The organism is Paraburkholderia strydomiana, from assembly GCF_046030495.1.
Taxonomy (GTDB): Bacteria; Pseudomonadota; Gammaproteobacteria; order Burkholderiales; family Burkholderiaceae; genus Paraburkholderia; species Paraburkholderia strydomiana_A.
Genome location: NZ_JAQQCJ010000008.1, coordinates 63280 through 87240 on the forward strand (window position 1 = coordinate 63280; position 23961 = coordinate 87240).

At 63.3% G+C, this 23961-nt stretch carries 18 protein-coding genes and 3 tRNA genes; 12 read left to right on the plus strand and 9 right to left on the minus strand.

What is annotated here, in order from left to right; genetic code table 11:
• Positions 1-363 precede the first annotated feature (363 nt).
• Entirely contained in the window at positions 364-1593 is a 1230-nt protein-coding gene (locus PQQ53_RS12775; protein ID WP_408324326.1) for a DUF1501 domain-containing protein, read from the plus strand.
• Positions 1594-1709: 116 nt separating this feature from the next.
• Here the strand turns inward: PQQ53_RS12775 and PQQ53_RS12780 are convergent, their stop codons facing one another.
• Positions 1710-2534 (minus strand): squalene/phytoene synthase family protein, encoded by an 825-nt coding sequence (locus tag PQQ53_RS12780; RefSeq protein ID WP_408324328.1) that lies wholly within the window; start codon positions 2532-2534, stop codon positions 1710-1712.
• Positions 2535-2754: 220 nt separating this feature from the next.
• Here PQQ53_RS12780 and PQQ53_RS12785 point away from each other — a divergent pair.
• Positions 2755-2841, plus strand: a tRNA-Leu gene (locus tag PQQ53_RS12785).
• Between the two features lie 104 nt (positions 2842-2945).
• Here the strand turns inward: PQQ53_RS12785 and PQQ53_RS12790 are convergent.
• Positions 2946-3233, minus strand: coding sequence for a hypothetical protein (locus tag PQQ53_RS12790; RefSeq protein ID WP_408152685.1), 288 nt, complete (start codon positions 3231-3233; stop codon positions 2946-2948).
• 348 nt (positions 3234-3581) lie between these two features.
• On the opposite strand from PQQ53_RS12790, the gene PQQ53_RS12795 reads away from it, so the two are divergent.
• Complete coding sequence (locus tag PQQ53_RS12795; RefSeq protein ID WP_408324330.1) at positions 3582-5066, plus strand: DUF3999 domain-containing protein; 1485 nt, start codon at positions 3582-3584, stop codon at positions 5064-5066.
• 143 nt (positions 5067-5209) lie between these two features.
• Here PQQ53_RS12795 and PQQ53_RS12800 read toward each other — a convergent pair whose 3' ends face one another.
• Positions 5210-5662, minus strand: a complete 453-nt coding sequence (locus PQQ53_RS12800; protein WP_408142400.1) for a MarR family winged helix-turn-helix transcriptional regulator — start codon at positions 5660-5662, stop codon at positions 5210-5212.
• 63 nt (positions 5663-5725) lie between these two features.
• Positions 5726-6871, minus strand: a complete 1146-nt coding sequence (locus PQQ53_RS12805) for a glycerate kinase (RefSeq protein ID WP_408324332.1) — start codon at positions 6869-6871, stop codon at positions 5726-5728.
• 624 nt (positions 6872-7495) lie between these two features.
• On the opposite strand from PQQ53_RS12805, the gene tig reads away from it, so the two are divergent.
• The 8 genes from tig to PQQ53_RS12845 all read left to right on the plus strand — a co-directional run bounded on the left by tig (position 7496) and on the right by PQQ53_RS12845 (position 16653).
• Positions 7496-8842 (plus strand): trigger factor, encoded by a 1347-nt coding sequence (gene tig / locus PQQ53_RS12810; protein ID WP_408142396.1) that lies wholly within the window; start codon positions 7496-7498, stop codon positions 8840-8842.
• Positions 8843-9028: 186 nt separating this feature from the next.
• Positions 9029-9682, plus strand: coding sequence for an ATP-dependent Clp endopeptidase proteolytic subunit ClpP (clpP, locus tag PQQ53_RS12815; protein WP_007182010.1), 654 nt, complete (start codon positions 9029-9031; stop codon positions 9680-9682).
• Positions 9683-9869: 187 nt separating this feature from the next.
• Positions 9870-11141, plus strand: a complete 1272-nt coding sequence (gene clpX / locus PQQ53_RS12820; protein ID WP_121318261.1) for an ATP-dependent Clp protease ATP-binding subunit ClpX — start codon at positions 9870-9872, stop codon at positions 11139-11141.
• Positions 11142-11341: 200 nt separating this feature from the next.
• Positions 11342-13762: an endopeptidase La gene (gene lon / locus PQQ53_RS12825; protein ID WP_408142393.1), complete on the plus strand. Its 2421-nt coding sequence runs from the start codon at positions 11342-11344 to the stop codon at positions 13760-13762.
• Between the two features lie 338 nt (positions 13763-14100).
• Positions 14101-14373, plus strand: coding sequence for an HU family DNA-binding protein (locus PQQ53_RS12830; RefSeq protein ID WP_408142391.1), 273 nt, complete (start codon positions 14101-14103; stop codon positions 14371-14373).
• Between the two features lie 56 nt (positions 14374-14429).
• Positions 14430-14505: transfer RNA gene (locus PQQ53_RS12835), tRNA-Val, on the plus strand.
• A gap of 47 nt (positions 14506-14552) precedes the next feature.
• Positions 14553-14629: transfer RNA gene (locus PQQ53_RS12840), tRNA-Asp, on the plus strand.
• A gap of 86 nt (positions 14630-14715) precedes the next feature.
• Positions 14716-16653 (plus strand): SurA N-terminal domain-containing protein, encoded by a 1938-nt coding sequence (locus PQQ53_RS12845; protein WP_408142389.1) that lies wholly within the window; start codon positions 14716-14718, stop codon positions 16651-16653.
• A 119-nt stretch (positions 16654-16772) separates the two neighbouring features.
• Here PQQ53_RS12845 and PQQ53_RS12850 read toward each other — a convergent pair whose 3' ends face one another.
• Together PQQ53_RS12850 and PQQ53_RS12855 are read right to left on the minus strand one after the other, a co-directional pair.
• Positions 16773-17111, minus strand: a complete 339-nt coding sequence (locus tag PQQ53_RS12850) for a hypothetical protein (RefSeq protein WP_408152593.1) — start codon at positions 17109-17111, stop codon at positions 16773-16775.
• A 117-nt stretch (positions 17112-17228) separates the two neighbouring features.
• Entirely contained in the window at positions 17229-17933 is a 705-nt protein-coding gene (locus PQQ53_RS12855; RefSeq protein WP_408142385.1) for an arylesterase, read from the minus strand.
• Between PQQ53_RS12855 and PQQ53_RS12860 the strand changes: the two genes are divergently transcribed.
• The gene (locus PQQ53_RS12860; protein ID WP_408152594.1) at positions 17932-18618 is read left to right on the plus strand and encodes an ABC transporter ATP-binding protein; all 687 of its coding nucleotides are present in this window, start codon (positions 17932-17934) and stop codon (positions 18616-18618) included. The two genes, PQQ53_RS12855 and PQQ53_RS12860, sit on opposite strands and share 2 nt — an antisense overlap.
• Positions 18619-18866: 248 nt before the next feature.
• On the opposite strand, the gene pgi is transcribed toward PQQ53_RS12860, so the two are convergent.
• The 3 genes from pgi to PQQ53_RS12875 form a co-directional block, all read right to left on the minus strand.
• Entirely contained in the window at positions 18867-20489 is a 1623-nt protein-coding gene (gene pgi, locus PQQ53_RS12865) for a glucose-6-phosphate isomerase (protein WP_408324334.1), read from the minus strand.
• 284 nt (positions 20490-20773) lie between these two features.
• On the minus strand, positions 20774-22366 hold the full coding sequence (locus PQQ53_RS12870; RefSeq protein ID WP_408142380.1) for an NAD(P)H-hydrate dehydratase: 1593 nt from the start codon (positions 22364-22366) through the stop codon (positions 20774-20776).
• A gap of 147 nt (positions 22367-22513) precedes the next feature.
• Entirely contained in the window at positions 22514-23812 is a 1299-nt protein-coding gene (locus PQQ53_RS12875) for an FAD-dependent oxidoreductase (protein WP_408324336.1), read from the minus strand.
• Positions 23813-23961: the final 149 nt, after the last annotated feature.

The following is a 23961-nucleotide window of genomic DNA, read 5'->3' on the forward strand; positions in this document are numbered from 1 at the left end:
CGCCCGTCGCAAGAGCAAGCTCACGTGAGAACTTCGCCCGTAGCATTCAAGCTCATCGGATTGTCGATACTCGAAGTTCGCGGGCGAACAACGCATCGTCCAGGATGGAGAAGCGGCCGTCGTTGGAACGCACAGAGCGCGAGCCGGCCAAGGTGGCGTACGCTTCGATGTCGCGAGCCTCACTCCCGCCTTGCAACACTACGCCGATGGCGAACTGGGGGTTGCGGATTAATCAGTCGTTGCAGCGCATGGTCTTGCCGCTCCCGACAGTCGCCGTGATGACGACCCGTTCGACTGCGTGCGCCTCGCTGGACGTATCGACGCAGACACGACCCGCGCCATACCAATAGAACGAGGGTAATAATGAAACGACGCAGCTTTCTGTCGATCGGCGCAGCTTCCGGCGCGACGCTCTGGTTGCCGCGTTCGTTCGGCGCGCAGACGATGGCGGCTGGCATATCCCAAAGCCGTGGGTACGACAATCTCCTGATCCTCATCGAGTTGAAAGGCGGCAACGACGGTTTGAATACCGTAATTCCGTTTGCCGATCCCACTTACTACACGCTGCGCAGGAACATCGGCATCAAGCGCGAGCAGGCGATTCAACTCGATGAGCATACCGCGCTGCATCCTTCGTTGCGGCCGCTGCTCCCGCTTTGGCGCGGCCGGCAGCTGGCAATCGTGCAGGGCGTCGGCTATGCGCAGCCGAACGTCTCGCATTTCCGATCGACCGAAATCTGGGACACCGCGTCGCGCTCCGACCAGTATCTGCGCGAAGGCTGGTTGACACGCGCGTTCGCCCAAATGCCGGTGCCCGCCGGCTTTGCCGCAGATGGTGTGGTGATCGGCAGCGCCGAACAGGGCCCGCTCGCGCACGGTGCACGTGTTCTCTCTCTGCCCAATCCGGCACAGTTCGTCGACGTGACGTGGCCCGCGACGCTGGGGTCGCCGCAGACGCGTCTTCACAACAACGTCGGGAACAGTATCCCGAAAGCCGCCTATCGCCTGCGTCCCACGCAGGGTCATGCGCAATTGAAGACGAAGTTTCCCGACGGCGCATTCGGTAGTTCGATCAGAACGGCGATGCAAATGTTCGCCACTCGCGATGCGCCGAAGGAACTCCCCTTTGCGAACACCGCGCGCGACTCGACGAAAAGCGGGCAGGGTGTCGCAGTCATCCGCCTGACGCTGAGTGGTTTCGATACGCACCAGAACCAGCCGGCTCAGCAGGCCGCCTTGCTCAGGCAACTCGGGGAAGGGCTGTCCGCGATGAAGTCGGCGCTCGTCGAGCTCGGCCGCTGGGAGAGCACGCTGGTGATGACTTATGCCGAGTTCGGGCGTTGTCCGCGAGAGAACGAGAGCAGGGGCACCGAGCACGGCACCGTCGCACCGCATTTCGTGATGGGCGGACGTGTGCGGGGCGGCTTGTACGGCATGCCGCCCGCCCTCGCACGGCTCGACGGCAACGGCAATTTGCCGCTCGGCGTCGATTTTCGGCAACTCTATGCAACCGTGCTGGGCTCCTGGTGGGGGCTCGATGCATCGGCGATATTGCAACAGCGGTTCGAGCCCTTGCCGCTATTGAACGTTTGATGGTGAATCGAGCGCGATGGCGATGCTTTCGACGATTGATCGCCTGAGCGTCCAGCTGCGCGAAGTGGAGCCAAACAGTACCGGGCGGCGTACCGTGCCGCGTCGGCCGGTCGCTTCTATTTCGCGCGCCACGCAATCCAGAGTTTGCGGATCGGCGTCAATGCGATGCGTTGATGCAGAACGTGATAACCGTCGCGTTCGATTTCATCCAGCAGGGCCAACGCCAGCGCCGCCAATGCGAGCAGCGTGCGCTGCGCGCGGCGCTCGTGCGCGGGCACCGCGGCGAGCGCGGTCTGCAGCGCGGCGCGCGCGCGGCCGGTTTCGAAGCGCATCAGCTCGGTGAACGCGTCACTGTATTTCCGGTTGATCAGATCGGCTGCGGTGACGTTGAAGCGCTGCATTTCGTCGATCGGAATATAGATGCGGCCGTGCCGCGCGTCGTTGCCGGTTTCGGCGACGAACTGCGCGAGCGTCAGCGCCTCGCCTAGCGGCGCCGACCAGGCCGGTGCCTGCGTGGCGTCCTGCGCCGTCGTGCGTGCCACCAGCGACGCAAAGGTGCCCCCCACGCTTTGCATATAACGCCGCAGATTCGGATAGTCGAGGTAACGCGCCTGGTCGAGATCGATTTCGAAACCGGCGAGCAATGCCTGCAGCGCCGGATATGCCACCTTCACGTCGGGCAGATAGGCGGCCAGCGCCTTGGAAACCGGATGCGAGGGCGAACCCGAAGACAGCGCGGCGATCTCGTTTTGCCACCATGCGAGCTTCGTGCGGCCGATGGTCGGGTCGCTGGTTTCCTTGACCGTTTCCTCGAACTCGCGGCGCAATGCGAACAGCGCCGTCAACAATGGCTGACTTGCTGTGGGCGCCTGCCGAAGCGCATAGTAAGTGCTCGATCCGGGCGGCGCCGCTTTCTGCTGGCAATATTCGTCGAAATTCACTGGATTGGAAATGTGGGCAAGGGCAGGCGAAGAAGGGCACGGCGTGCCTGCGTCAAGCCGGAAATTCTAGCATCGGCGCCGCTTCTACAGACACCGGACAGATGCAGACAAGCGCGAATCAATCGGTTAGAATCTCGCGCTTACGCTTTCGGGCGCGTGTTTCTGGCGCGGCCGAAAGCAGGCAGGACATCGGGCAGGGCGCTTGGTGGCGTGCCCGGCTGCGAGGGTGGCGAAATTGGTAGACGCACCAGGTTTAGGTCCTGACGCCCGCAAGGGTGTAGGGGTTCGAGTCCCCTCCCTCGCACCATTTATCTGTAGCGAAAAACCCCGTTAAGTCGTTGGACTGACGGGGTTTTTTGTTTCTGGTCCGGCTCTGGCGCGCAGCTCGGACAGAGTCTGCCCGACATCGCTTCAGGCGCCTGGCGTGTCCGATTGCGCCGGTGCGCCCGGCAGTTCCGCCTGCGCTGCGCCTTCGAGGAAACGGCGGGTCGATTCGAAAGCCTGCAGCATCTGATCCGGCCACGGCGTCTGCAGCATGACCGCCTGATGGTTTTCGAATGCCGACGACAACAGTTTTACCAATTCGGGCGAGCGAAGATGACGCAGCAGTACGCTGACCGCGATCGCCGTCGCCTGGCTCGCGCCGGCGGTCTGGAGTTCCGAAGCGGTGAGGGCTGCGACCTGTTTGTTGATGTCCACTGAAACTTCCTTGGATGAAAAGTGGGGGGTGAAGGCTCGGTGGCCGGTGCCGAATTTTGACATGGTTGCCGGGGTGTCGCGAATTCGGCGGGATGGCCGCGCGGGTTGTGCAGTATCGCGGCATGGGGGCGCCGGTTCGCGGCCGGCGGATGTCACCTCGACGCACGCAGGCGTCAGTTTAGGTATTCTCGATGGTCTGTGTATTACGTCGATCACGTGGAGGATGAGCCGGACGTTCTGCCTCGCTGGCGGTGCGCTCAGACGGCAATCGTCGTCTTCCTTTCGCTGTCTGACCTGTCTGGTTATCTACCCGTTTCACTCCCGAGCAGTGGTCCTGGAAACTGAACAATGACGCATGCTTTGAGACTGACCGGCTGGTGCTTTGCAATCGCCGCTGCGTGGCTGCCGCCGCCCGCAGCCGCGGCCGACCATTTCGCGCAACGTTTTGCGCTCCAGCTCGAAGACGGCGCCGCGTCCTACAGCGTGACGCTGCCGGCGGCGGTCTATGCGGCCAGCCAGCGCAACGACCTCGGTGACGTGCGCGTATTCAACGGCGCCGGCGAAGCGGTGCCGTACTCGCTCGACGCGCCGCGCGAACCCGCGCGCCCTGCGCCGGCTCTGCGTGCCGTGAGCTGGTGTCCCGTGCCGCGGGCCGCGGCAGGCGGCAACGGCGCACCGGTCGGGGTAGCGATGGCGGCCGATGGCTCGTTGCGCGCGACCTCGGCGCCACCGCCGCGCGCCCAGCATGACGTAGATCTGATCGATACCGGGCGCGCGCCGCGATCTGGGCAAGTCGTCGCGCTGCGCGTGCATCTGCGTGACGACAACTACCAGGGCCGCGTGAGCATCGAGTCGAGCGACGATTTGCGTCACTGGCAACCCGCGGGCGATGCACAGCTGCTGAAGGTCAACTACAACGGCAGCCTGCTGAGTCAGGACCGCATCGAACTGGACGGCGCCCACGCGCGTTACCTGCGACTGCGCTGGCTCGATGGCGCGCCGTATGTCGAGTCGATGGACGCGGAAGTGCAGACGGGCATCGCCGGACCGGCGCGACGGGGCGACGCGCAGCGCGAATGGCGCGAAGGCATCGTCGCTCACGCGGGTCCGAGAGCCGGCGAGTATTTCTTCACGACAGGCGGCCCATATCCGGTAGACCGTTTGCGCGTGATCCTGCCGCAGCCCAATATGGTGGCGCCTGCCGTCGTGTACTCGCGAGCCGGACTGGACGCGCCTTGGCGCGAGGTCTCCCGTGCGATGCTGTTCCGCTTGCATAACGGCGCGGTGGAACAGAACAATCCATCGCTCGAATTGAAGCCGGACACAGATCGTCAATGGCGGGTGGTGGTCGATGCGCGCAATGGCGGACTGGGCGGTGGCAGTTTGACCGTTGCTGCAGGCTGGCAGCCGGCGACACTGAGTTTTGCCGCGCGCGGGGCCGCACCGTTCGTGCTCATGGTGGGAAGCGCGGCTGCGTCATCGGCGGCGGTGGGGCGGGACGAGTTGCTGGCGGGCGCGTCGTCGACAGTGGCGAGGGCGCGTCTGGGTGATGTACTGCTGCCCGTTGCGCAAGGCACGAGTGCGGGCTCGTCGGTGGTCAGCGATCCGGATGTGCGGCGCCGCTATCTGTCGTGGCTGGCTTTAGTGCTGGCCGTGAGTTCGCTCGGAATGATCGTGTGGTGGCTCGCGCGCGTCGCGCAGTCACGCGAGCGGAAAGTGGCGGCTGATGTGCCCGCCGTGCCCGCCGTGCCCGGCGTGACAAGCTCCGCGGTGGATGATGCGGGAATCGTTCGCAATGCGAATCTCGAAGGGCCGGACGGGGAGAAAAGGTGATTGTGCGGGTGGATGAGGGTGGCCGCCACGCAGTCAAACGAATGGAGCAGAGTTGAGCGCTGCGGCGAATCAACCCGCGCAGAGCGAGCCGTATGCAAGGCAGATCATCGCAGGGCACGTGCCGTCCATTCACGCTCCACCGCTTACGCCACGCGCTCTATCATCGTCTCGATGATCTTGTCGAGCGCGTCGCCGAACGCGGCCTTTTCCCGCTCGTCGAGACAATCGAACATATCGTCGTTCCATTTGCGCGCGATCGGCATCACCTTCCTGTACAGCGCGCGGCCCTCCGGTGTCAGCGACACCAGCACCACGCGGCCGTCTTCGGCGCTCGGCCGGCGCTGCACGAGTCCTTGCCGGATCATCGCTTCGGCCGCGCGGCTCGCCTGGCTTTTGTCGAGATTGGCATGCCTCGCCAGCTCCATGATGGAGAATGGTCCGAACGAACCCACCGATGCAATCACCCGCGCTTCCGGCAAGGTCACGCCGAGCTTCGCCTGATAGCGCTCGCTGATGCCACGCTCCGCGAGTTTGTTCAGCACGTGGAGACGATACGTGAGGAACTGTTCGAGCCCGGCTTTGGCGGAGTCCTTCATGGTGATCCCGTGGTGAGTGGAGCGGTCGCGGCGCTGTGATTGTTGCCGCAACCGTTCCGCCGGTCAACGCGAGCCGTATTTGAGGCGCGTCAGTTGTTCGGCCTCGTCGGCGAGCAGGCGTGCCGCATCGCGAATCGCGACGTCGAGCGTAATCGGCCCGGGTGCCGGAGAGAAGCAGCCGCTGAAGTATTCGGCGAGACGCGGCAACGCGGCGGAGTCGACCCCTCCGGAGAGCAGCGTGGCGGGCACGCCGGCCGCGCGCGCATGACCGCACGCGATAAAAGGCGCTTTGCCGTGTAGCGTCTGCACGTCCGAACGGCCTTCGCCGGTGATCAGCCAGTTCGCGCCTTCGAGCGCCACATCGAGGCCGATCTGCCGCGCGACCGTTTCCGCGCCCGGCTCGAACTGCGCGCCGAGCATATGCAGCGCGAAGCCGAGGCCGCCGGCCGCGCCCGCACCGGGCTGATCGCGCGCCACGCGTCCGAGCGCGGCCTCGAGCAGGTCGGCAAAGCGGGTGAGGGCGGCGTCGATCGGCGCAATCTGGTCGTGCTTGACGCCTTTTTGCGGACCGAACACGGCTGTCGCGCCGTGCTCGCCGGTGAGCGGGTTATCCACGTCCGACATGCCCACGAACTGCGTGTCCGCGAGCCGGGCGTCGAGTTGCGAGACGTCGAGGCGCGCAACGCGCGCCAACTGTTCGGGTGTGCCCTCGAGCTCGTTGCCTTGCGCATCGAATAGCCTCAGGCCGAGGCCTGTTAGCAGGCCGGCGCCGCCGTCGTTCGTGCTGCTCCCGCCGAGCGCGACGAAAAAGCGCCGCACGCCGGCGTCGAGCAGCGCGCGAATGGCTTCGCCCATGCCGCGCGTGCTGCGAGCTTCGACGGGCACGCCCATCCCGACCGGATCCGTAATGCCGACGATTTCCGCCGTCTCGATGATCGCGCTGCCGTCCGCGAGCAGGCCCGTCAGCGCTTCGCGCAGCGGGCCGGCCGCGCCGCACACGCTCAGCTTGCGGCGTTCGCCGCCGCTCGTGAGCATGGCGTCGAGGGTGCCTTCGCCGCCGTCGGCCATCGGGCAGATGCGCACGCTGGCATCGGGGCGGGCGCGCAGGATGCCGGATGCGATCGCCTGCGCGACCTGCTCCGCGCTAAGCGAGCCTTTGAAGGAGTCGGGGGCAATGACGACGACAGGCGAGGACGGCGAGTTCGGCATGGTGTCTCTAAATGGTTGGAATTGTTGCGAGGGCGGGGAAATGAAGCGATGCGGACGCAGCCCCGAGCGCGTTCGTTAGCTTATCAGCATGGGCGGGCCGACTGAATATGTCGAAAGGCATAGCCGGGATCGTCCGTCGTGGCGCGCGTTGAGTGTGCAATGGTTGCCGGTTGCCGGTTGCCGGTTGCCGCTGCCAGCCAGTACGCCGCAACGCCACCGGATCGGAATCGTTTACCCAAGGCGAATCGGGAGATTCGCAATCGACGCGACCACCCGCTCGTGCCGCGTTACCTTCGCTCAGCCGACGACGCAGGTGCGGAGAAATATGCCTGCGAGCGTGCGCCAGGATGTCGGGAGCGGCACGCCACCCGCACCGAAACCGTGCCGAAACAGCCCGGAAAGCCCCCGGAATGCCGATAAAAACGCGCGCATTCATCGAATCCCGGCTAGGTGCGCAAATAGTTTGCTAAAATATTCGGCTCTTTGGACCCAACCGTGCTGCCGGCGGCCTGCAAGCCCGCGGCGCAGGCGCGCAATCGATGCTAAACGACGCAAACGCGACATCGAAAAGCGGCACGGAGAAGATAACTGATTCGCTCGAATAATTTTAGGACGATTGAAGCCATGGCTAACGTTGTTGAGAACCTCGGCAAGCTCGAACGCCGCGTAACGATTTCCCTGCCGAAGGACGCCGTGCAGAAGGAAGTGGACTCGCGTATCCGTCAACTCGCGAAGAACGTGCGCATGCCGGGTTTCCGCCCGGGCAAGGTGCCGCTCAAGATGGTGACGCAACAGTATTCGGGCCAGGTGGAAGCCGAAGTGCTGAGCGACAAGGTCGGCAAGGAGTTCTTCGACATCAGCCGCACCGAGAACCTGCGCGTTGCCGGTCAGCCGAGCTTCGCGCCGAAGGCCGACGCAGTCGAAGGCGACTACGCGTTCGATGCGACCTTCGAGGTGTACCCGGAAGTGCAGCTGGGCGACGTCGCCACGGCTGAGATCGAGCGCACCACGACCACCATCAGCGAAGCGGAAATCGACCGCACGCTGGAAATCCTGCGCAAGCAGCGCGTGCACTTCCACGCTCGCGGCGAAGCCGGCGAGCATGGCGACGGCGGCGCGGATACGGCGGCGAAAGACGGCGACCGCGTGACGGTCGACTTCGTCGGCAAGATCGACGGTGAAGTGTTCCAGGGCGGCAGCGCGGAAGACTTCGCGTTCGTGCTGGGCGAAGGCCGCATGCTGCCGGAATTCGAAAAGGCGGCGCAAGGCCTGAAGGTCGGCGAGACGAAGGAATTCGATCTGGCGTTCCCTGAGGACTACCACGGCAAGGACGTGGCGGGCAAAACGGCGCAATTCACGATCACGATGAAGAAGATCGAATGGCCGCACCTGCCGGAAATCGACGCTGACTTCGCGAAGTCGCTCGGTATCGAAGACGGCGATCAGACCAAGATGCGCGCAGAGATCAAGGACAACCTCGAACGCGAAGCGAAGCGCCGCACGCAAGCCATCGTCAAGAACCAGGTGATGGACGCACTGCTGAAGATTTCGGAACTCGACGTGCCGAACGCGCTGATCGAACAGGACCAGGAACGCCTCGTCGCAATGGCGCGCCAGGATCTGGAGCAACGCGGCGTGCCGAACGCCAAAGACGCGCCGATCCCGGCCGCCATGTTCAAGGAACAAGCCGAGCGCCGCGTCAAGCTGGGCCTCGTGCTGGCCGAGCTGGTCAAGGCCAACGAGCTGCAAGCCAAGCCGGAGCAGATTCGCGCCGAAGTCGACGAATTCGCGAAAAGCTACGAAGACCCGAAGGAAGTCGTCCGCTGGTATTATTCCAACCAGCAACGTCTTGCTGAAATGGAAGCGTACGTCGTTGAAGCCAACGTCGTCGAATTCGTGCTCAGCAAGGCCAAGGTGACGGACAAGGAAGTGAGCTTCGAAGAACTGGCAAGCGCAACGGCGCAAGCGTAAGCGTCGCTGCAACGGCGTGCCGGCTGTCGAAGTGACGGCCCGCACGCCGTTTTTTTGTGCTGTGACTGTGCATTGCGTTGTGTCGCGCAACGCGTTTGCGCTGATCGCGCACTTGAATACGGGCTCGTCGCACACCACCTGTCCAGCATCTGATATTTAGAATATTTCCAGACAAGGATCCATTGCATGACCTTTCGCGCTCAAATGCTGGACACGTTGACCTCCCAGTCGTCCCGGGATCTCGAAGCGCAGGCGCTCGGACTGGTGCCGATCGTCGTGGAAACGAGCGGCCGGGGCGAGCGCTCGTATGACATCTATTCGCGTCTGCTCAAGGAACGCATCGTGTTCCTGGTCGGTGAAGTGAACGACCAGACGGCGAATCTCGTCGTGGCACAGATGCTGTTTCTGGAGAGCGAGAATCCGGACAAAGACATCAGCTTCTACATCAACAGCCCGGGCGGTTCGGTGTCGGCCGGCATGGCGATCTACGATACGATGCAGTTCATCAAGCCGGACGTCTCCACACTGTGCATGGGTCTCGCGGCGAGCATGGGTGCGTTCCTGCTGGCGGCGGGCGCGAAGGGCAAGCGGTTTGCGCTGCCGAATTCGCGCGTGATGATTCACCAGCCGTTGGGCGGTGCGCGCGGTCAGGCGTCGGACATCGAGATCCAGGCGCGCGAAATTCTGTATTTGAAGGAGCGGTTGAACCATCTGCTCGCGCACCATACGGGCCAGCCCGTCGAACGTATTGCGCGCGACACCGATCGTGACAACTTCATGTCCGGTGACGACGCGCAAGCTTACGGTCTGGTTGACCAGGTCGCACACAAGCGTCCTTGATCTGGTGCGGTTTTGCCCGTAATTGGGGCAAAACCGCCATCGGATCGATTGTGAAATAATCAAGACCCGTCCGAGCGCCTGCGGCAAGCGCCGTCACCTTGGCTCAAGTTCCCTGCGGTGCGGCCCACTGCGAGGCAGGGGGCAAACGGCGTATCATGTAATTGAGTGTCCGGAGGCTCACACATCTATGGCGGACAAGAAAAGTTCTAACAGCGAAAAGCTGTTGTATTGCTCGTTTTGCGGCAAGAGCCAGCATGAAGTCAAGAAACTGATTGCCGGCCCGTCGGTATTCATCTGCGATGAATGTATCGACCTGTGCAACGAAATCATTCGCGACGAGGCTGCCGGCGCGGGCATCGAAGCGGGCTTGTCGAAGTCCGATCTGCCGAGTCCGCAGGAAATCCGTGAGATTCTCGACCAGTACGTGATCGGTCAGGAACGCGCGAAGAAGATTCTCGCGGTCGCGGTGTACAACCACTACAAGCGCCTCAAGCATCTCGACAAGAAGGATGAGATCGAGCTGTCCAAGAGCAACATCCTGCTGATCGGTCCGACCGGTTCCGGCAAGACGCTGCTCGCGCAGACGCTCGCGCGCCTTCTGAACGTCCCGTTCGTGATTGCCGATGCAACCACGCTGACGGAAGCCGGCTATGTCGGCGAGGACGTCGAGAACATCATCCAGAAGCTGCTGCAGAACTGCAATTACGAAGTCGACAAGGCTCAGCGCGGCATCGTCTATATCGACGAGATCGACAAGATCAGCCGCAAGTCCGACAACCCGTCGATCACCCGCGATGTGTCGGGCGAAGGTGTGCAGCAGGCTTTGCTGAAGCTGGTCGAGGGCACGATGGCGTCGGTGCCGCCGCAGGGTGGTCGCAAGCATCCGAATCAGGATTTCATCCAGGTCGACACCACCAACATTCTGTTCATTTGCGGTGGCGCATTCGACGGGCTCGAGAAGGTCATTGTCGATCGTACCGAGAAGACCGGTATTGGTTTCGGCGCGAGCGTGAAGAGCAAGCAGGACCGTGACGCCGGCGAAGTGCTGCGCGAAGTGGAGCCGGAAGATCTGATCAAGTTCGGCCTGATTCCTGAGCTGATTGGCCGTCTGCCTGTGGTCGCCACGCTCGGCAAGCTCGATGAAGCGGCGCTGATGAAAATCCTCGTCGAACCGAAGAACGCATTGGTGAAGCAGTACCACAAGCTGTTCAACATGGAACGCGTCGAGTTGGAAATCCGTCCGGGTGCGTTGCAGGCTGTGGCGCGGAAAGCCATCCGTCGCAAGACAGGGGCGCGTGGTTTGCGCTCCATCCTGGAACAGGCGTTGCTTGACGTGATGTACGACCTGCCGCAAATGAAAGGCGTTAGCAAGGTCATCATCGACGATAACGTGATTGACGGCGACGGCAAACCGCTACTGATCTACGAAGACGCGCCCAAGGTCGCGGGTTCGAACTGATCGGCTTTCGGGTTCTGTAAAAAAGCCGTTCATGGCGACGTGAACGGCTTTTTCGTTTATCGTGTGGTCAGGATGGTTGTTTTCACTATGGAGTCACTGAACCTTCGGAGTCACTGAACTTTTCCCACACGCGGAGGCTTGCAATATTTTCTGCTGGCCTCACCTATCGAACGAACTGATTCCACTCATGGGGAAATGAAATGTCAGGAACCCAACTCCTCCCGCCGGAACGCATTACGCTCCCGCTGCTCCCGCTGCGTGACGTAGTCGTCTTCCCGCACATGGTGATTCCGCTCTTCGTAGGCCGCCCGAAGTCGATCAAGGCTCTCGAAGCAGCGATGGAAGGCGGCAAGCACATCATGCTCGTCGCCCAGAAAACGGCTGCGAAAGATGAGCCGACCGAAAAGGACATGTACGAAGTAGGGTGTGTTGCTAACATCCTGCAGATGCTCAAGCTGCCCGATGGCACCGTGAAGGTGCTCGTCGAAGGCTTGCAGCGCGCGAAAACGCTTTCCATCGAAGAGCAGGAAACGCAGTTCTCGTGCGAAGTCATGCCGCTCGAACCCGACCACGCCGACAGCGCTGAAACCGAAGCGTTGCGCCGCGCGATCGTGTCGCAGTTCGACCAGTATGTGAAGCTGAACAAGAAGATCCCGCCGGAGATCCTGACATCGCTGTCGGGTATCGACGAAGCCGGGCGTCTGGCCGACACGATCGCGGCGCATCTGCCGCTCAAGCTCGACCAGAAGCAGCACATCCTCGAAATGTTCCCGGTGATCGAGCGACTCGAGCATCTGCTCGCGCAACTCGAAGCCGAGATCGACATCCTGCAGGTCGAAAAGCGCATCCGTGGGCGTGTGAAGCGCCAGATGGAGAAGAGCCAGCGCGAGTACTACCTGAACGAACAGGTCAAGGCGATCCAGAAGGAACTCGGCGAAGGCGAAGAAGGTGCAGACCTCGAAGAGCTCGAGAAGCGCATCACGGCTGCCCGCATGCCGAAGGAAGCGAAGAAGAAGGCCGACGCCGAGCTGAAGAAGCTCAAGCTGATGTCACCGATGTCGGCGGAAGCGACGGTCGTGCGCAACTATATCGACACGCTGATCGGCTTGCCGTGGCGCAAGAAGAGCAAGGTCAACAATGACCTCTCGAATGCGGAGCGCGTGCTCGACGAAGACCACTTTGGTCTCGAGAAGGTGAAGGAACGCATTCTCGAGTATCTCGCGGTCCAGCAACGTGTCGACAAGGTCAAAGCGCCGATCCTGTGCCTCGTTGGGCCTCCGGGTGTCGGTAAGACGTCGCTGGGTCAGTCGATCGCTCGCGCCACGAACCGCAAGTTCGTGCGCATGGCGCTCGGCGGCGTGCGCGACGAAGCCGAGATTCGCGGTCACCGTCGTACGTACATCGGTTCGATGCCCGGCAAGATTCTGCAAAGTCTGACCAAAGTCGGCGTGCGCAATCCGCTCTTCCTGCTCGACGAAGTCGACAAGATGGGTCAGGATTTTCGCGGCGATCCGTCGTCGGCGTTGCTCGAAGTGCTCGATCCGGAACAGAACCACACGTTCGCCGATCACTACGTCGAAGTCGACTTCGATCTGTCGGATGTGATGTTCGTGGCGACGTCGAACTCGCTGAACATTCCGCCGCCGCTGCTCGACCGGATGGAAGTGATCCGCTTGTCGGGCTACACGGAAGACGAGAAAGTCAGCATCGCGCAGCGTTATCTGTTGCCGAAGCAGAAGAAGAACAACGGCCTCAAGGATGGCGAGGTCGATGTGACGGAAACCGCGATCCGCGACATCATTCGTTACTACACGCGTGAAGCGGGTGTGCGTTCGCTCGAGCGTGAAATTTCGAAGATCTGCCGCAAGGTCGTGAAGATGCTTCTGCTGAAGAAGGCGGAAGGTGCGGTGAAGGTCGACGGCAGCAATCTCGACACTTTCCTTGGTGTGCGCAAATACGACTTCGGTCTGGCTGCGAAGGAAAATCAGGTTGGCCAGGTCACGGGCCTTGCGTGGACGGAAGTGGGCGGCGATCTGCTGACCATCGAAGCCGCGGTGATGCCGGGCAAGGGCAATGTGATTCGCACGGGTTCGCTCGGCGACGTGATGAAGGAATCCGTCGAAGCGGCGCGCTCGGTCGTGCGTTCGCGTTCGCGTCGTCTGGGTGTCAAGGACGAAGCGTTCGAGAAGCAGGACATTCACATCCACGTGCCGGAAGGGGCGACGCCGAAAGACGGTCCTTCGGCCGGTATCGCGATGACGACCGCGCTGGTGTCGGTATTGACCGGTATTCCGGTACGTGCCGACGTCGCGATGACGGGCGAAATCACGTTGCGTGGCGAAGTCCTGCCGATCGGCGGTCTGAAGGAAAAGCTGCTGGCGGCGCATCGCGGCGGCATCAAGCTGGTGCTGATTCCGGAAGAAAACGTCAAGGACTTGACGGAGATTCCGGACAACGTGAAGAACGCGATCGAAATCGTGCCGGTCCGTTGGATCGACAAGGTGCTCGAACTGGCGCTCGAACGTGTGCCGCAAGCATTGCCGGAAGAAGAGCCGAAGCCTGCTGCGCCTGTCGCGGCCGAGCCGGGCAAAGACGCGGCATCAGAGGTTGTGAAGCACTAAAGCATTCAGAAGCGAAGCTGCTTGCTGAACAGAAACCCGCGGTTACGGCCGCGGGTTTTTTATTGCCCGCGCGATTTTGCAATGCGTTCGTGGGTCACGTTTTCCCACCTTGTGAGCATCGCACGAAGTGCTCCGGGTGACAGATTGCCTGCGCGGTGACGGCCGACAAGATTTGCTTATAAAAATCCCCTTAAAACGCGTCGAATCAGGCTCAACCCCGCTTGACACAAGGGTTTCGGCCAATTCTAATGAGGCGGCCCGGCGTTGCCCGCCGGCCGCGTGATGCCAGGTGCGACAGAGCACCGTCACGATTGTCATAAACATTCTCGGGGGTTGGAATGAACAAGACGGAATTGATCGATCACATTTCACAGCAGGCCGACATTTCGAAGGCTGCGGCAGGCCGTGCACTCGATGCAGTGATCGGTGGCGTCAAAGCTACACTGAAGACAGGCGGTTCGGTGACTCTGGTCGGCTTCGGCACGTTTGCGGTCGGCAAGCGCACCGCGCGTACGGGCCGCAATCCGCGCACCGGCGCCGCGATTAAAATCAAGGCGGCAAAGGTCCCTAAATTTAGGCCTGGCAAAGCTCTGAAGGATGCGCTAAACTAATGGGCTTGCTGCTTGAGAAGCAAGCGGCAGCAACGAAGCACACTGAATCACGAAACGGGTGCTTAGCTCAGTTGGTAGAGCGGCGCCCTTACAAGGCGTAGGTCGGGAGTTCGAGCCTCTCAGCACCCACCAGTTTCAGATTCGGCTCAAGTGTTTCAGTGCAGCAAAGCGCAGTATAAGGAGTGGTAGTTCAGTCGGTTAGAATACCGGCCTGTCACGCCGGGGGTCGCGGGTTCGAGTCCCGTCCACTCCGCCAGTATCCACGAAAGGCGAACTCCGGTTCGCCTTTTTTATTGCCCGCTGTTGTAAGATCGGGCGTTCTGTTTTTGGCACTCCTTTCGCATGCTCGATTTTTTCCGCAATCACAAACGCCTGATGATGTTCATGCTCATCCTCGTCATTGTGCCGGGGTTGGGTTTTGTGGGTATTCAGGGCTTCCGCGGCTTTTTTGACGAAAGTGCAAACGTCGCGAGCGTCAACGGTCACAAGATCACCCGCGCAGAGTACGACGACGCGACGCGTCAGCAACTCGACCGCGCCCGTCAGATGCTCGGCGCGCAGTTCGACATGAAGTCGTTCGATACGCCGGAGCGCCGTCGCCAGATGCTCGACGGTCTGATCGAGCAGCGCGTGCTGGCCGATGAGACGCAGCGCCTGCATTTGACCGCATCCGACGACGCAGTGCGCCGCGTGCTGCTCAACGATCCGGTGATTTCGTCGCTCAAGAATCCTGACGGTTCGATCGATGTCGACCGTTACAAGCAGTTGCTCGCGATGCAGGGCATGACGCCCGATCAATACGACGAACGTGTGCGCTACGGCCTCGCGATGCAGCAGTTGCCGGCGAGCATTCAAGGCAGCGCGTTCACGTCGAAGACGCTCGCGCAGCATCTGACCGAGCTTGCCGAACAGCAGCGTGAAGTGCAGGGCATCGCGTTCCATCCGCGTGACTATGCGGCAAAGGTGCAGCCCACCGACGCGCAACTGCAGGCCTACTACGACGCGCATCGCAACGACTTCGCGACGCCGGCCACCGCGACGATCCAGTACCTGGTGATGTCGCCGGCAAGCCTGGGCGCGTCCCTCCAGCCGAGCGACGCCGATCTGAAGAAGTACTACGATGACAACGTCGCGCACTTCCGCACCGAAGGCGAAGTGCGTGCGAGCCACATTCTGATCTCGGCGCCGAAAGACGCGAGCACGGCCGACAAGGCGAAGGCGAAGCAGAAGGCCGAAGCGTTGCTCGCGCAGATCAAGGCGCATCCGGACCAGTTCGCGCAGATCGCGCAGGCGAATTCGCAGGACCCGGGTTCGGCGTCGAAAGGTGGTGATCTGGGTTACTTCAGCCGCGGCATGATCGCCGGTGGCCAGGCGTTCGACGACGCCGTGTTCGCGCTGAAGAAGGACGAAGTCAGCGGCATCGTGCAGACCGACTTCGGCTTTCACATCGTCAAGGTGACGGACGTGAAGCCGGCGGTCACGAAGCCGTTCGACGAAGTGAAAGATCAGATCGCGAAGGATCTGAAGACGCAGTTGGCAAGCAAGGCCTTCAGCGATGCTTCGGAAGGCTTCACGTCGCTCGTGTATGAAAAGGCAAAGAGCCTGCAGCCGGCCGCTGACAAGTACAAGCTGCAACTGCAGACCGCGACGGTGACGCCGCAACCGGATCCGAAGCTGCCGCCCGACAGCCCGCTGAACAATGCGAAGTTCCTCACCGCAGTGTTCGCGAACGACGCGGCGGTCCAGCGTAACAACACGCAGGCAATCGACGTCGGCGGCAATACGCTGATCGCTGCGCGCGTCACCGACTACAAGCCGGCGGCCGTGCCGGCGTTCGACGCCGTCAAGGATGCCGTGCGTCAGAAGGTGATCGCGGTGCAGTCGAACGAAGCCGCGCATAAGGACGGCGCGGCGAAGCTGGCTGAGTTCGAGAAGTCGAAATCCACCGCTGGTTTCTCGTCGACGCTGAAGGTCTCGCGCAACGATGCGCAAGGCGTGCCGCCGGCCGCATTGAGCGCAATCTACAAGGCGGATGCGCAAAAATTGCCAGCTTACGTCGGTGTGGACCTCGGTGACGACGGCTATGCGATCTATCGCGTGAATGCTGTAGCGGCGGGTGCACCGATCGATCCGCAGCGTTTGGCCGCCGCGCAGCAGCAGATTGCGCAGGTCGATGCGCAGTCTGAAGCCGAGGCCTATGTCGAGGCACTGCGGGCCCGCTCGAAGGTGAAGTTCTACGGCTCGCTCGACAGCAGCAACGCCCAGCAGAGCGACGAGTAAGCCTGAAAAGCCATACAGCTTGCGCGCGGAACACGGCGCGCAAATAGAAAAAGCCCCGCAATTGCGGGGCTTTTTCATTTGACGGGCACGATGCCCATCACACCGTAAGTAGCGGCGCGTTAGAGGCAACCGCTGATCGCACCCGTGGCCTGACTGCCCGCAGCGTTGCCGCGGAAGCCGACCCACGTACCCGGGCCGCTGTACGACGGACGTACCACGGCGGCTGCGCCGTTAGGCGGCTGTTGACCGGGAACATAGACGTCCATCGCCTGATCGTTCGCCAGCGTGTTTTGCGAAACGACCTGCTGCTGCGAGGCGTCGGCCCACTTCTGCGCGATGCAACTGGCCACGGCCTTCGGCGGTTGCTGGCTTTGACCGACGGATTGAACGCCAGCAGGCGGTTGAGCGGCGCAGGCAGAGATTGCCACGGTCAAAGCGATTAACGGTAAGTATTTCACGTTATCTCCTCAGAGGCGCTCAGATTCGAGCTGGATTACACGGGATACGAAAGTGTCTGAGCGACCTTTACCGATCCGTGTTCCCAAAGTTCTAGAAACAAGTTGTTAGCTAGCTTGTCAGCGCGGCGAACTTGTGCGAAGAAGTGGCTTAACAGTCGGCCACACGTTGTTCAGTAGCACTGGCTGTGCCTGCTGCGTCGGATGAATCTGATCCGCCTGGAACATCTCGGGCTTGTCGGCAATGCCTGCGAGCAGGAAAGGCACCAGCGGCACGCGCAATTGCTTCGACAGCTCACCATATAGTCCATGGAACTTTTGCGTGTAGTCCGGGCCGTAATTGGGCGGGACATACATGCCCACCAGCACCACTTTCGCATGGCCCTGCTGAGCCTGTTCGATGATCGTGCGCAGGTTGTCTTCGGTGGTGGAGAGCGGCACGCCGCGCAACGCGTCGTTGGCGCCGAGTTCGACGATCACGATGCTCGGCTTCAAACGCTGCATCAGCGCCGGCAAGCGGGCCCGCCCGCCGCTCGTGGTGTCGCCGCTAATGCTCGCATTGGCGACGCTATAATCGATTCGCTCGTCGGTGAGGCGCTGGCGCATCAATGCAACCCAGCCGGTGTCGCGGGGCAAGCCGTACTCGGCGGAGATGCTGTCGCCGAGCACGACGATCACCGGTCTGGCCGGGTCCGGCGCGTTGGCGGCGTGAACCGGCAGGGGCATCGAAAACAGGGCGGCGGCCACGACGGCCGAGCCGAATGCCGTAGTCAGCGCCGTGGCGCGCGGGGCAATGGCGAGCACTTTCAACCTACGCTTCACCATGCTAAACAAAACTGATCCAGTCATTGAAGTGCGGGGTTTGTGCAAGAAAGTTAAGGATGCAACGGGCGAACTGACGATTCTCGACGACATCGATCTTGCTATCGCTGCCGGCAGCAGTGTAGCGATCGTCGGTGCATCCGGATCGGGCAAGTCTACGCTGCTCGGCTTGCTCGCGGGATTGGACAGCGCGAGTTCGGGCTCGGTTCGGTTGCTGGGCCGCGAGCTCACCGAATTGACCGAAGACGAACGGGCCGCGTTGCGCAGCGGCTCGGTCGGCTTCGTGTTCCAGTCGTTTCAACTGATGCCGCATTTGACGGCGCTCGAGAACGTCACGTTGCCGCTCGAACTGCAGGGCGGCATCGGCACACGCGAGGCCGCGGCGCGGGCGCGTGATCTGCTGGAGCAGGTGGGACTCGGGCAGCGCACCGGTCATTATCCGAAGCTTCTGTCGGGTGGCGAGCAGCAGCGCGTCGCGTTGGCGCGGGCGTTCGTCACGCATCCCGCCATCCTGTTCGCCGACGAGCCGACAGGCAGTCTTGACGCCGCGACCGGCCATGCGGTGATCGATCTGATGTTCGAGATGAACCGCGCGAATGGCGCCACACTGATTCTCGTCACGCACGACGTCGAGCTGGCGCGACGTTGCGATACGACTGTGACGATCGAAGCAGGGCGGCTTGCGTGAACGAGTACGCTCGCGAGTGTGGATGATCCAGGCGCGCGCTTCGATATAAAAGCAGAAGCGGGCCGCAATGGCCCGCTTTTTTTCATTGCGGCTTTTGGCGGGCAGCCGAGCGCGATAGAGCAACATGCGGCCAATATGCGGCCAACCTGTAGAAGCACCTAATCGCGCTCAACGAGCTACTTACCGACGCGCGCATCGAAGCAATCACCGAATGACTCCCCCGAGCACGCGCCGCTCCAACTCACCGCTCACCGCTTCAAGGCAGCCCGCGCCCGCGCGATCAACGCCGACGTCGACGAGTCATGCTTCTTCTCATCCACGCTCGCCGCGGTCAGATCGGCCTCGACCACCTTGCCGAGAATCTTGCCCAGTTCGACGCCCCATTGATCGAACGGATTGATGTTCCACACCGACGCCTGCACCAGCACCTTGTGCTCGTACAGCGCGATCAACGCGCCGAGCGAACGCGCGGTGAGCGCGTCGACGAGCAACGTAGCGGTCGGCCGGTTGCCTGGAAACACCAGGTGCGGCGCGAGTTCCGGCTTGTCCGGGCCGGCCACTTTCCTCGCTTCTTCCAGCGTGCGGCCGAGCATCAGCGCCTCGCTCTGCGCAAAGCAGTTGGCAAGCAGCTTCGGGTGATGGCTCGCGAGCGGATGCTCCGGCGTCAGCACCGCGATGAAGTCGATCGGGACGATGGTCGGCCCTTGATGCAGCATCTGGAAGAACGCATGCTGGCCATTCGTACCCGGTTCGCCCCACGTCACGGCGGAAGTCGGGTAGTCGACCATTGCACCATCGAGCCGCGCGGACTTGCCGTTGCTCTCCATCTCCAGTTGCTGCAAATACGACGGCAGGAAATGCAGCGCTTCCGAATACGGCGCGACCAGATAGCTTTGCGAGCCGAAGAAGTTGCGATACCAGATGCCGATCATGCCGAGCAGCACCGGGAGGTTCTTTTCGAGCGGCGCGTCGCGGAAATGCTGGTCCATCTCGTTGGCACCGGCGAGCAGTTCGCCGAACTGCTGCGGGCCGACCGCGATCATGATCGACAGACCCACCGCCGACCACAGCGAATAACGTCCGCCGACCCAGTCCCACATCTCGAACACGTTCTCTTTCGCGATGCCGAACTTGACCACTTCCGCGGGGTTCGCCGACACGCCGACGAAGTGTTTCGCGAGCGCGCTTTCCGGGCAGCCTTTCTCGACGAACCAGTCGCGCAGCGAGCGCGCGTTGGTCATGGTTTCGAGCGTCGTGAAGGTCTTCGAGACGATGATGGCGAGCGTCTCTTCGGGATCGATCTGCTGCATCACGTTGTACAGATCCGCGCCGTCGACGTTCGACACGAAGTGCGTGGTGATCTCCGGCGAAGCGAGATGATGCAGCGCGTGCACGACCATCTTCGGCCCGAGGTCCGAGCCGCCGATGCCGATGTTCACGACATAGCGAATCCGCTTGCCGGTGTAGCCGGTCCATGCGCCGCTGCGCACCTGGTCGGCGAACGCGGCCATCCTGGCGCGCTCGGCCTGGACTTCGGCGAAGAACGGCGCTTTCGGATCGGTGGCGCGCAACGCGGTGTGCAGCGCGGCGCGGCCTTCGGTCGGGTTGACCACGTCGCCCGCGAACATCGCTTCGCGGCGTTTCTCGACGCCGGCTTCGCGGGCGAGTTGCACGAGCAGTTGCAGGGTGTCGGTGGTGATGCGGTGCTTCGAGAAATCGGCCGCGAGACCGCCGCCCGCGAACGTGAAGCGTTCGGCTCGGGTAGGGGCAGGGTCGTTCTCGGGGGCGAACCAGTCGCGCATGTGTGCATCGCGAATCTTCTCGTAATGCGTTTGCAGCGAGGACCAGGAGGGGAGCGAGTTCTGGGTCATAGCGTCCGTCTAACCAAGGGGCACGAAGAAAGGCGCGCGCATGAAGCGCTGCCGAGGATGATGCAACGATGCTGTTAGAGCGATGCCACCCGCCCGGGTTCGTCCACGGGTGCCGGCGAAGCCTCGACGAGCCGTCAAACAACGCGGGCCCAGCCGTTGAAGTTTCGCCGCCACCCGCGATCGACCCGACGCGCGGCGCAGTTAATCAGTATAGCGGCGTTGCGTGACAGGCTGCATCGGTTTGGCATTGCCGCGCACAAGTTGGGACGCCGCGTTTCGCGAGTTCACATATCGGCAGGCGGATAGAACAGACGGTTGAGCAACGTGCGCACCATCGGCGCGAGTTCACCCGCCGTCAAGCCGGCCGGCCCGTGGCCTTGCGCGCTGAGCGTGTCGGCGGCGAGGCCGTGCAGGTAGACGCCCGCCAGCGCCGCTTCGTAGCGCGGCAGATGCTGCGCGAGCAGCGCGCCGATGATGCCGCCGAGCACGTCGCCGGTGCCGCCCGTCGCGAGCGCGGCGTTGCCCGTCGGGTTGATCGCGAGGCGGCCGTCCGGTGCGGCAATGATCGTGCCGATGCCTTTCAGCACCACGACGCTCGCGAAGCGCGCGGCCAGCGCACGTGCGGCGCCGAGCCGGTCGCGTTGCACACCTGGCGCGTCGCTGCCGAGCAGACGCGCCGCTTCCAGCGGATGCGGCGTGAGGATGCATGGGTCGCCTTGCACGCCGCGCGCGGTCACTTCGGCGGCGAGCGCGGGATCTTTGGCGATCAGGTTCAGTGCGTCCGCATCGAACAGCTTCGGCACGTCGAGCTGCAGCACGTCGTGCATCACCTGCGTCGCGCGCTCGCGATGCCCCATGCCGCAGCCGACGGCGAGCGCATCCATCTTGTCGAGCGGCAGATCGTCGAGCGCATGCAGCATCAGTTCGGGATGCGGCGGATCGTAGGGCGGGGCGCCTGCGCCGAGCAGCGCGACGTGCACCTTGCCCGCGCCGCTGTAGAGCGCCGCGCGCGCCGCGAGGATCGGGGCGCCACACATGCCGGTGTCGCCGCCGACCACCGCGAGGCTGCCGAAAGTGCCCTTGTTGGTGGCGAAATCGCGCGGCGGCAGGAACGCGCCGAACAGCTCGGGCGCGCTCAGTTGCACGGCCGTGCGCTGGCCGCTGTCGACGCCGATCGGCGCGAGCGTCACGGCCCCGGCAAGGTCGCGACCTTGCGCGGTGAACAGGCCGGGCTTCGCGGCAATGAAGGTAATCGTGTGGGTGGCGTGGACGGCGGCGCCGTCCTTGCCATCGGCGACGACCGTGCCGGTGTCGCTGTCGAGGCCGCTGGGGATGTCCAGCGCGAGCACGCCGCCTTTCCTCGGGCGGGCCTTCGCGCGTTGCGACAACTGCCGGGCGACGCTCGCGAACACGCCGTCGAGTGGCCGCGTGAGGCCAATGCCGAACATGCCGTCCACGAGCCAGCGATAGCCGTCGAGCGAAGCGGGCGGCGCCGTCGAGATCGGCACGCCGGCGGCGCGAGCCGTGGCGAGCGCCCAGCGGGCGTCGTCCGGTTTCACTTCGACCGGCATGCATACCTCCACCGCGATGCCGGCCTCGTGCAGCGCGGTCGCGAGGACCAGCGCGTCGCCGCCGTTGTTGCCTGGGCCGGCGATCAGCCAGACGCGTTGCTTCGATTTTTCGATCGACGTGTCGCGGGTGATCTGCTCGCGCAGGAAGCTCGCGGCCGACTGGCCGGCGCGCGCCATCAGCGTGTGCGCCGGCAGCCCCGCGGCGGCCTGCGCTTCCGCGACCCGCAGATCGGTCAGCGTCAGCAGGGGCAGCGCGCGCTGGTGTGGGGTGATGAGCGTCGGCGGCGTGTTTTCGGCGTCTGTCATGGCGAAACCCGGCGTGGCTTGCGCCGCCGGGCGGGAAAACCAGGGAATCGCTATGTTAGTGCCGATACGCGCGCCGCGCGCGGCTCGACCTGCAATAACGGGCCCGCTCGCGAGCGGGCCTGACATCGCAGATCGAAAGCAGGGGATTTACTGGAAGCGGTCGGCGCGCAGCGCGGCCAGCGTGTCGGCGGAAAGCTCCGGCGTCTGGCCCGACAGCAGGTCGGCGACCAGTTTGCCCGCTCCGCATGCGAGTCCCCAGCCCGACGGGCCGTGGCCGACATTGACGAACAGACGCGGGTGCAGCGCGTTGCCGATCACCGGCAAGCCATCCGGCGACAGCAGTTTGACGCCTTCCCACGGCAGGGCCGCCGAAATGCGCGCGGCGCCGGGAATCCAGTCGTGGGTCGCCTGGCCGAGCAGCGCCAGCGCTTCCTTGGTCACGGCTTCGCCGAGCGGCTTGTCGATCTGGCCGGCGGCTTGCAGCACCGCGCCCCCGGCGATGCGCAGCCGGTGATTCATGCGGCTGATGCCGATCCGCTTGACCGCGTCGACGATCGCCACGTGCGGCGCGCATTCCTCGTGCGCGATCGGCGCCACCAGCGTGTGCAGCCGCAGCGGATGCAACGGCAGCTGCAGGCCGAGGCGCTCGAGCAGCGCGAGGCTGCCGTAACCGGCGGCTACCACGACCGCGTCGGCATGAATCACGTCGACTTCGCGCGAACGCGGGGCCGTACCCGCGCGCGGCGCCAGTTCCACCGCGGCGCGCTGGCCCTCGAGACGGATTGCCGAAACTTCGCAGCCGTGCATGAACTGCACGCCGCCTTGCGCGTCGAGGGTCTGCTTGAGGAGCTTGGTGAACAGCGGGCTGTTGGCCGTGCGCTCCTGATCGAATAGCACGCCGCCGGCGAATTCAGGCTCCGTGCGCACGGAGTGCTCGTAGGCGGCGCATTCGTCCGGCGTCAGCACGTGGTGCGGCACCTCGTACTGGCGCAGCAGGTCGAGCGCGGGCTGGGTCTGCTCCCATTCGTGCTCGCTGCGCACCAGATGAAGCAGTCCGCTCGCCTGTTCGAATTCGAGCCCGAAGCGCGCTTCGATGTCCGCGAGCGCGTCGCGCGACGCCTCGATCAGCGGCCGCAGCCGCCCGAACTGGCGGGCGAACGCCTCCGGCTCCTGCAATGCGCCGAGCTGCTTGACGAACTGACGCGCCGCGCCGTTGAAGCCGATCTTGTTGACGACGCCGTTTTTCGCGTTCTGACGGCTCGCGAGAAAGGTCGGGCCGAACCAGACGTCGAGCGGGGTCGGCAGAACGGTGCCGCCGTGCCCGTAGGTCGCGCCCTGCGCGACGGTGGCGTGGCGCTCGACGACACACACGCGGTGGCCGGCCGCGCGCAGGTGATAAGCGGTGGCGACGCCCGCTATCCCGCCGCCAATGACGATGACATCCATGTTTTGATTCGAATTGCCGAAGGGGGCGCCGAAGCGGCGCATTCCCGTTGAGCGTGGCATGCGGCGCGGCCCGGCATGGCTCGGGCGGCTCGCGCCGATCTGGTGAAAGGGCGAATGATAGCAGTCAAAGCACCGCTGCGGCCACGCGC

Excerpts from the sequence above, each read along its gene's own strand:
- PQQ53_RS12875 (WP_408324336.1), bottom strand. The coding sequence starts at position 23,812 with ATGGATGTCATCGTCATTGGCGGCGGGATAGCGGGCGTCGCCACCGCT.
- PQQ53_RS12805 (WP_408324332.1), bottom strand. The coding sequence starts at position 6,871 with ATGCCGAACTCGCCGTCCTCGCCTGTCGTCGTCATTGCCCCCGACTCC.
- PQQ53_RS12870 (WP_408142380.1), bottom strand. The coding sequence starts at position 22,366 with ATGACAGACGCCGAAAACACGCCGCCGACGCTCATCACCCCACACCAG.
- lon (WP_408142393.1), top strand. The coding sequence starts at position 11,342 with ATGTCAGGAACCCAACTCCTCCCGCCGGAACGCATTACGCTCCCGCTG.
- PQQ53_RS12795 (WP_408324330.1), top strand. The coding sequence starts at position 3,582 with ATGACGCATGCTTTGAGACTGACCGGCTGGTGCTTTGCAATCGCCGCT.
- PQQ53_RS12845 (WP_408142389.1), top strand. The coding sequence starts at position 14,716 with ATGCTCGATTTTTTCCGCAATCACAAACGCCTGATGATGTTCATGCTC.
- PQQ53_RS12860 (WP_408152594.1), top strand. The coding sequence starts at position 17,932 with ATGCTAAACAAAACTGATCCAGTCATTGAAGTGCGGGGTTTGTGCAAG.
- pgi (WP_408324334.1), bottom strand. The coding sequence starts at position 20,489 with ATGACCCAGAACTCGCTCCCCTCCTGGTCCTCGCTGCAAACGCATTAC.
- PQQ53_RS12830 (WP_408142391.1), top strand. The coding sequence starts at position 14,101 with ATGAACAAGACGGAATTGATCGATCACATTTCACAGCAGGCCGACATT.
- PQQ53_RS12775 (WP_408324326.1), top strand. The coding sequence starts at position 364 with ATGAAACGACGCAGCTTTCTGTCGATCGGCGCAGCTTCCGGCGCGACG.
- clpP (WP_007182010.1), top strand. The coding sequence starts at position 9,029 with ATGACCTTTCGCGCTCAAATGCTGGACACGTTGACCTCCCAGTCGTCC.
- clpX (WP_121318261.1), top strand. The coding sequence starts at position 9,870 with ATGGCGGACAAGAAAAGTTCTAACAGCGAAAAGCTGTTGTATTGCTCG.
- PQQ53_RS12800 (WP_408142400.1), bottom strand. The coding sequence starts at position 5,662 with ATGAAGGACTCCGCCAAAGCCGGGCTCGAACAGTTCCTCACGTATCGT.
- tig (WP_408142396.1), top strand. The coding sequence starts at position 7,496 with ATGGCTAACGTTGTTGAGAACCTCGGCAAGCTCGAACGCCGCGTAACG.
- PQQ53_RS12855 (WP_408142385.1), bottom strand. The coding sequence starts at position 17,933 with ATGGTGAAGCGTAGGTTGAAAGTGCTCGCCATTGCCCCGCGCGCCACG.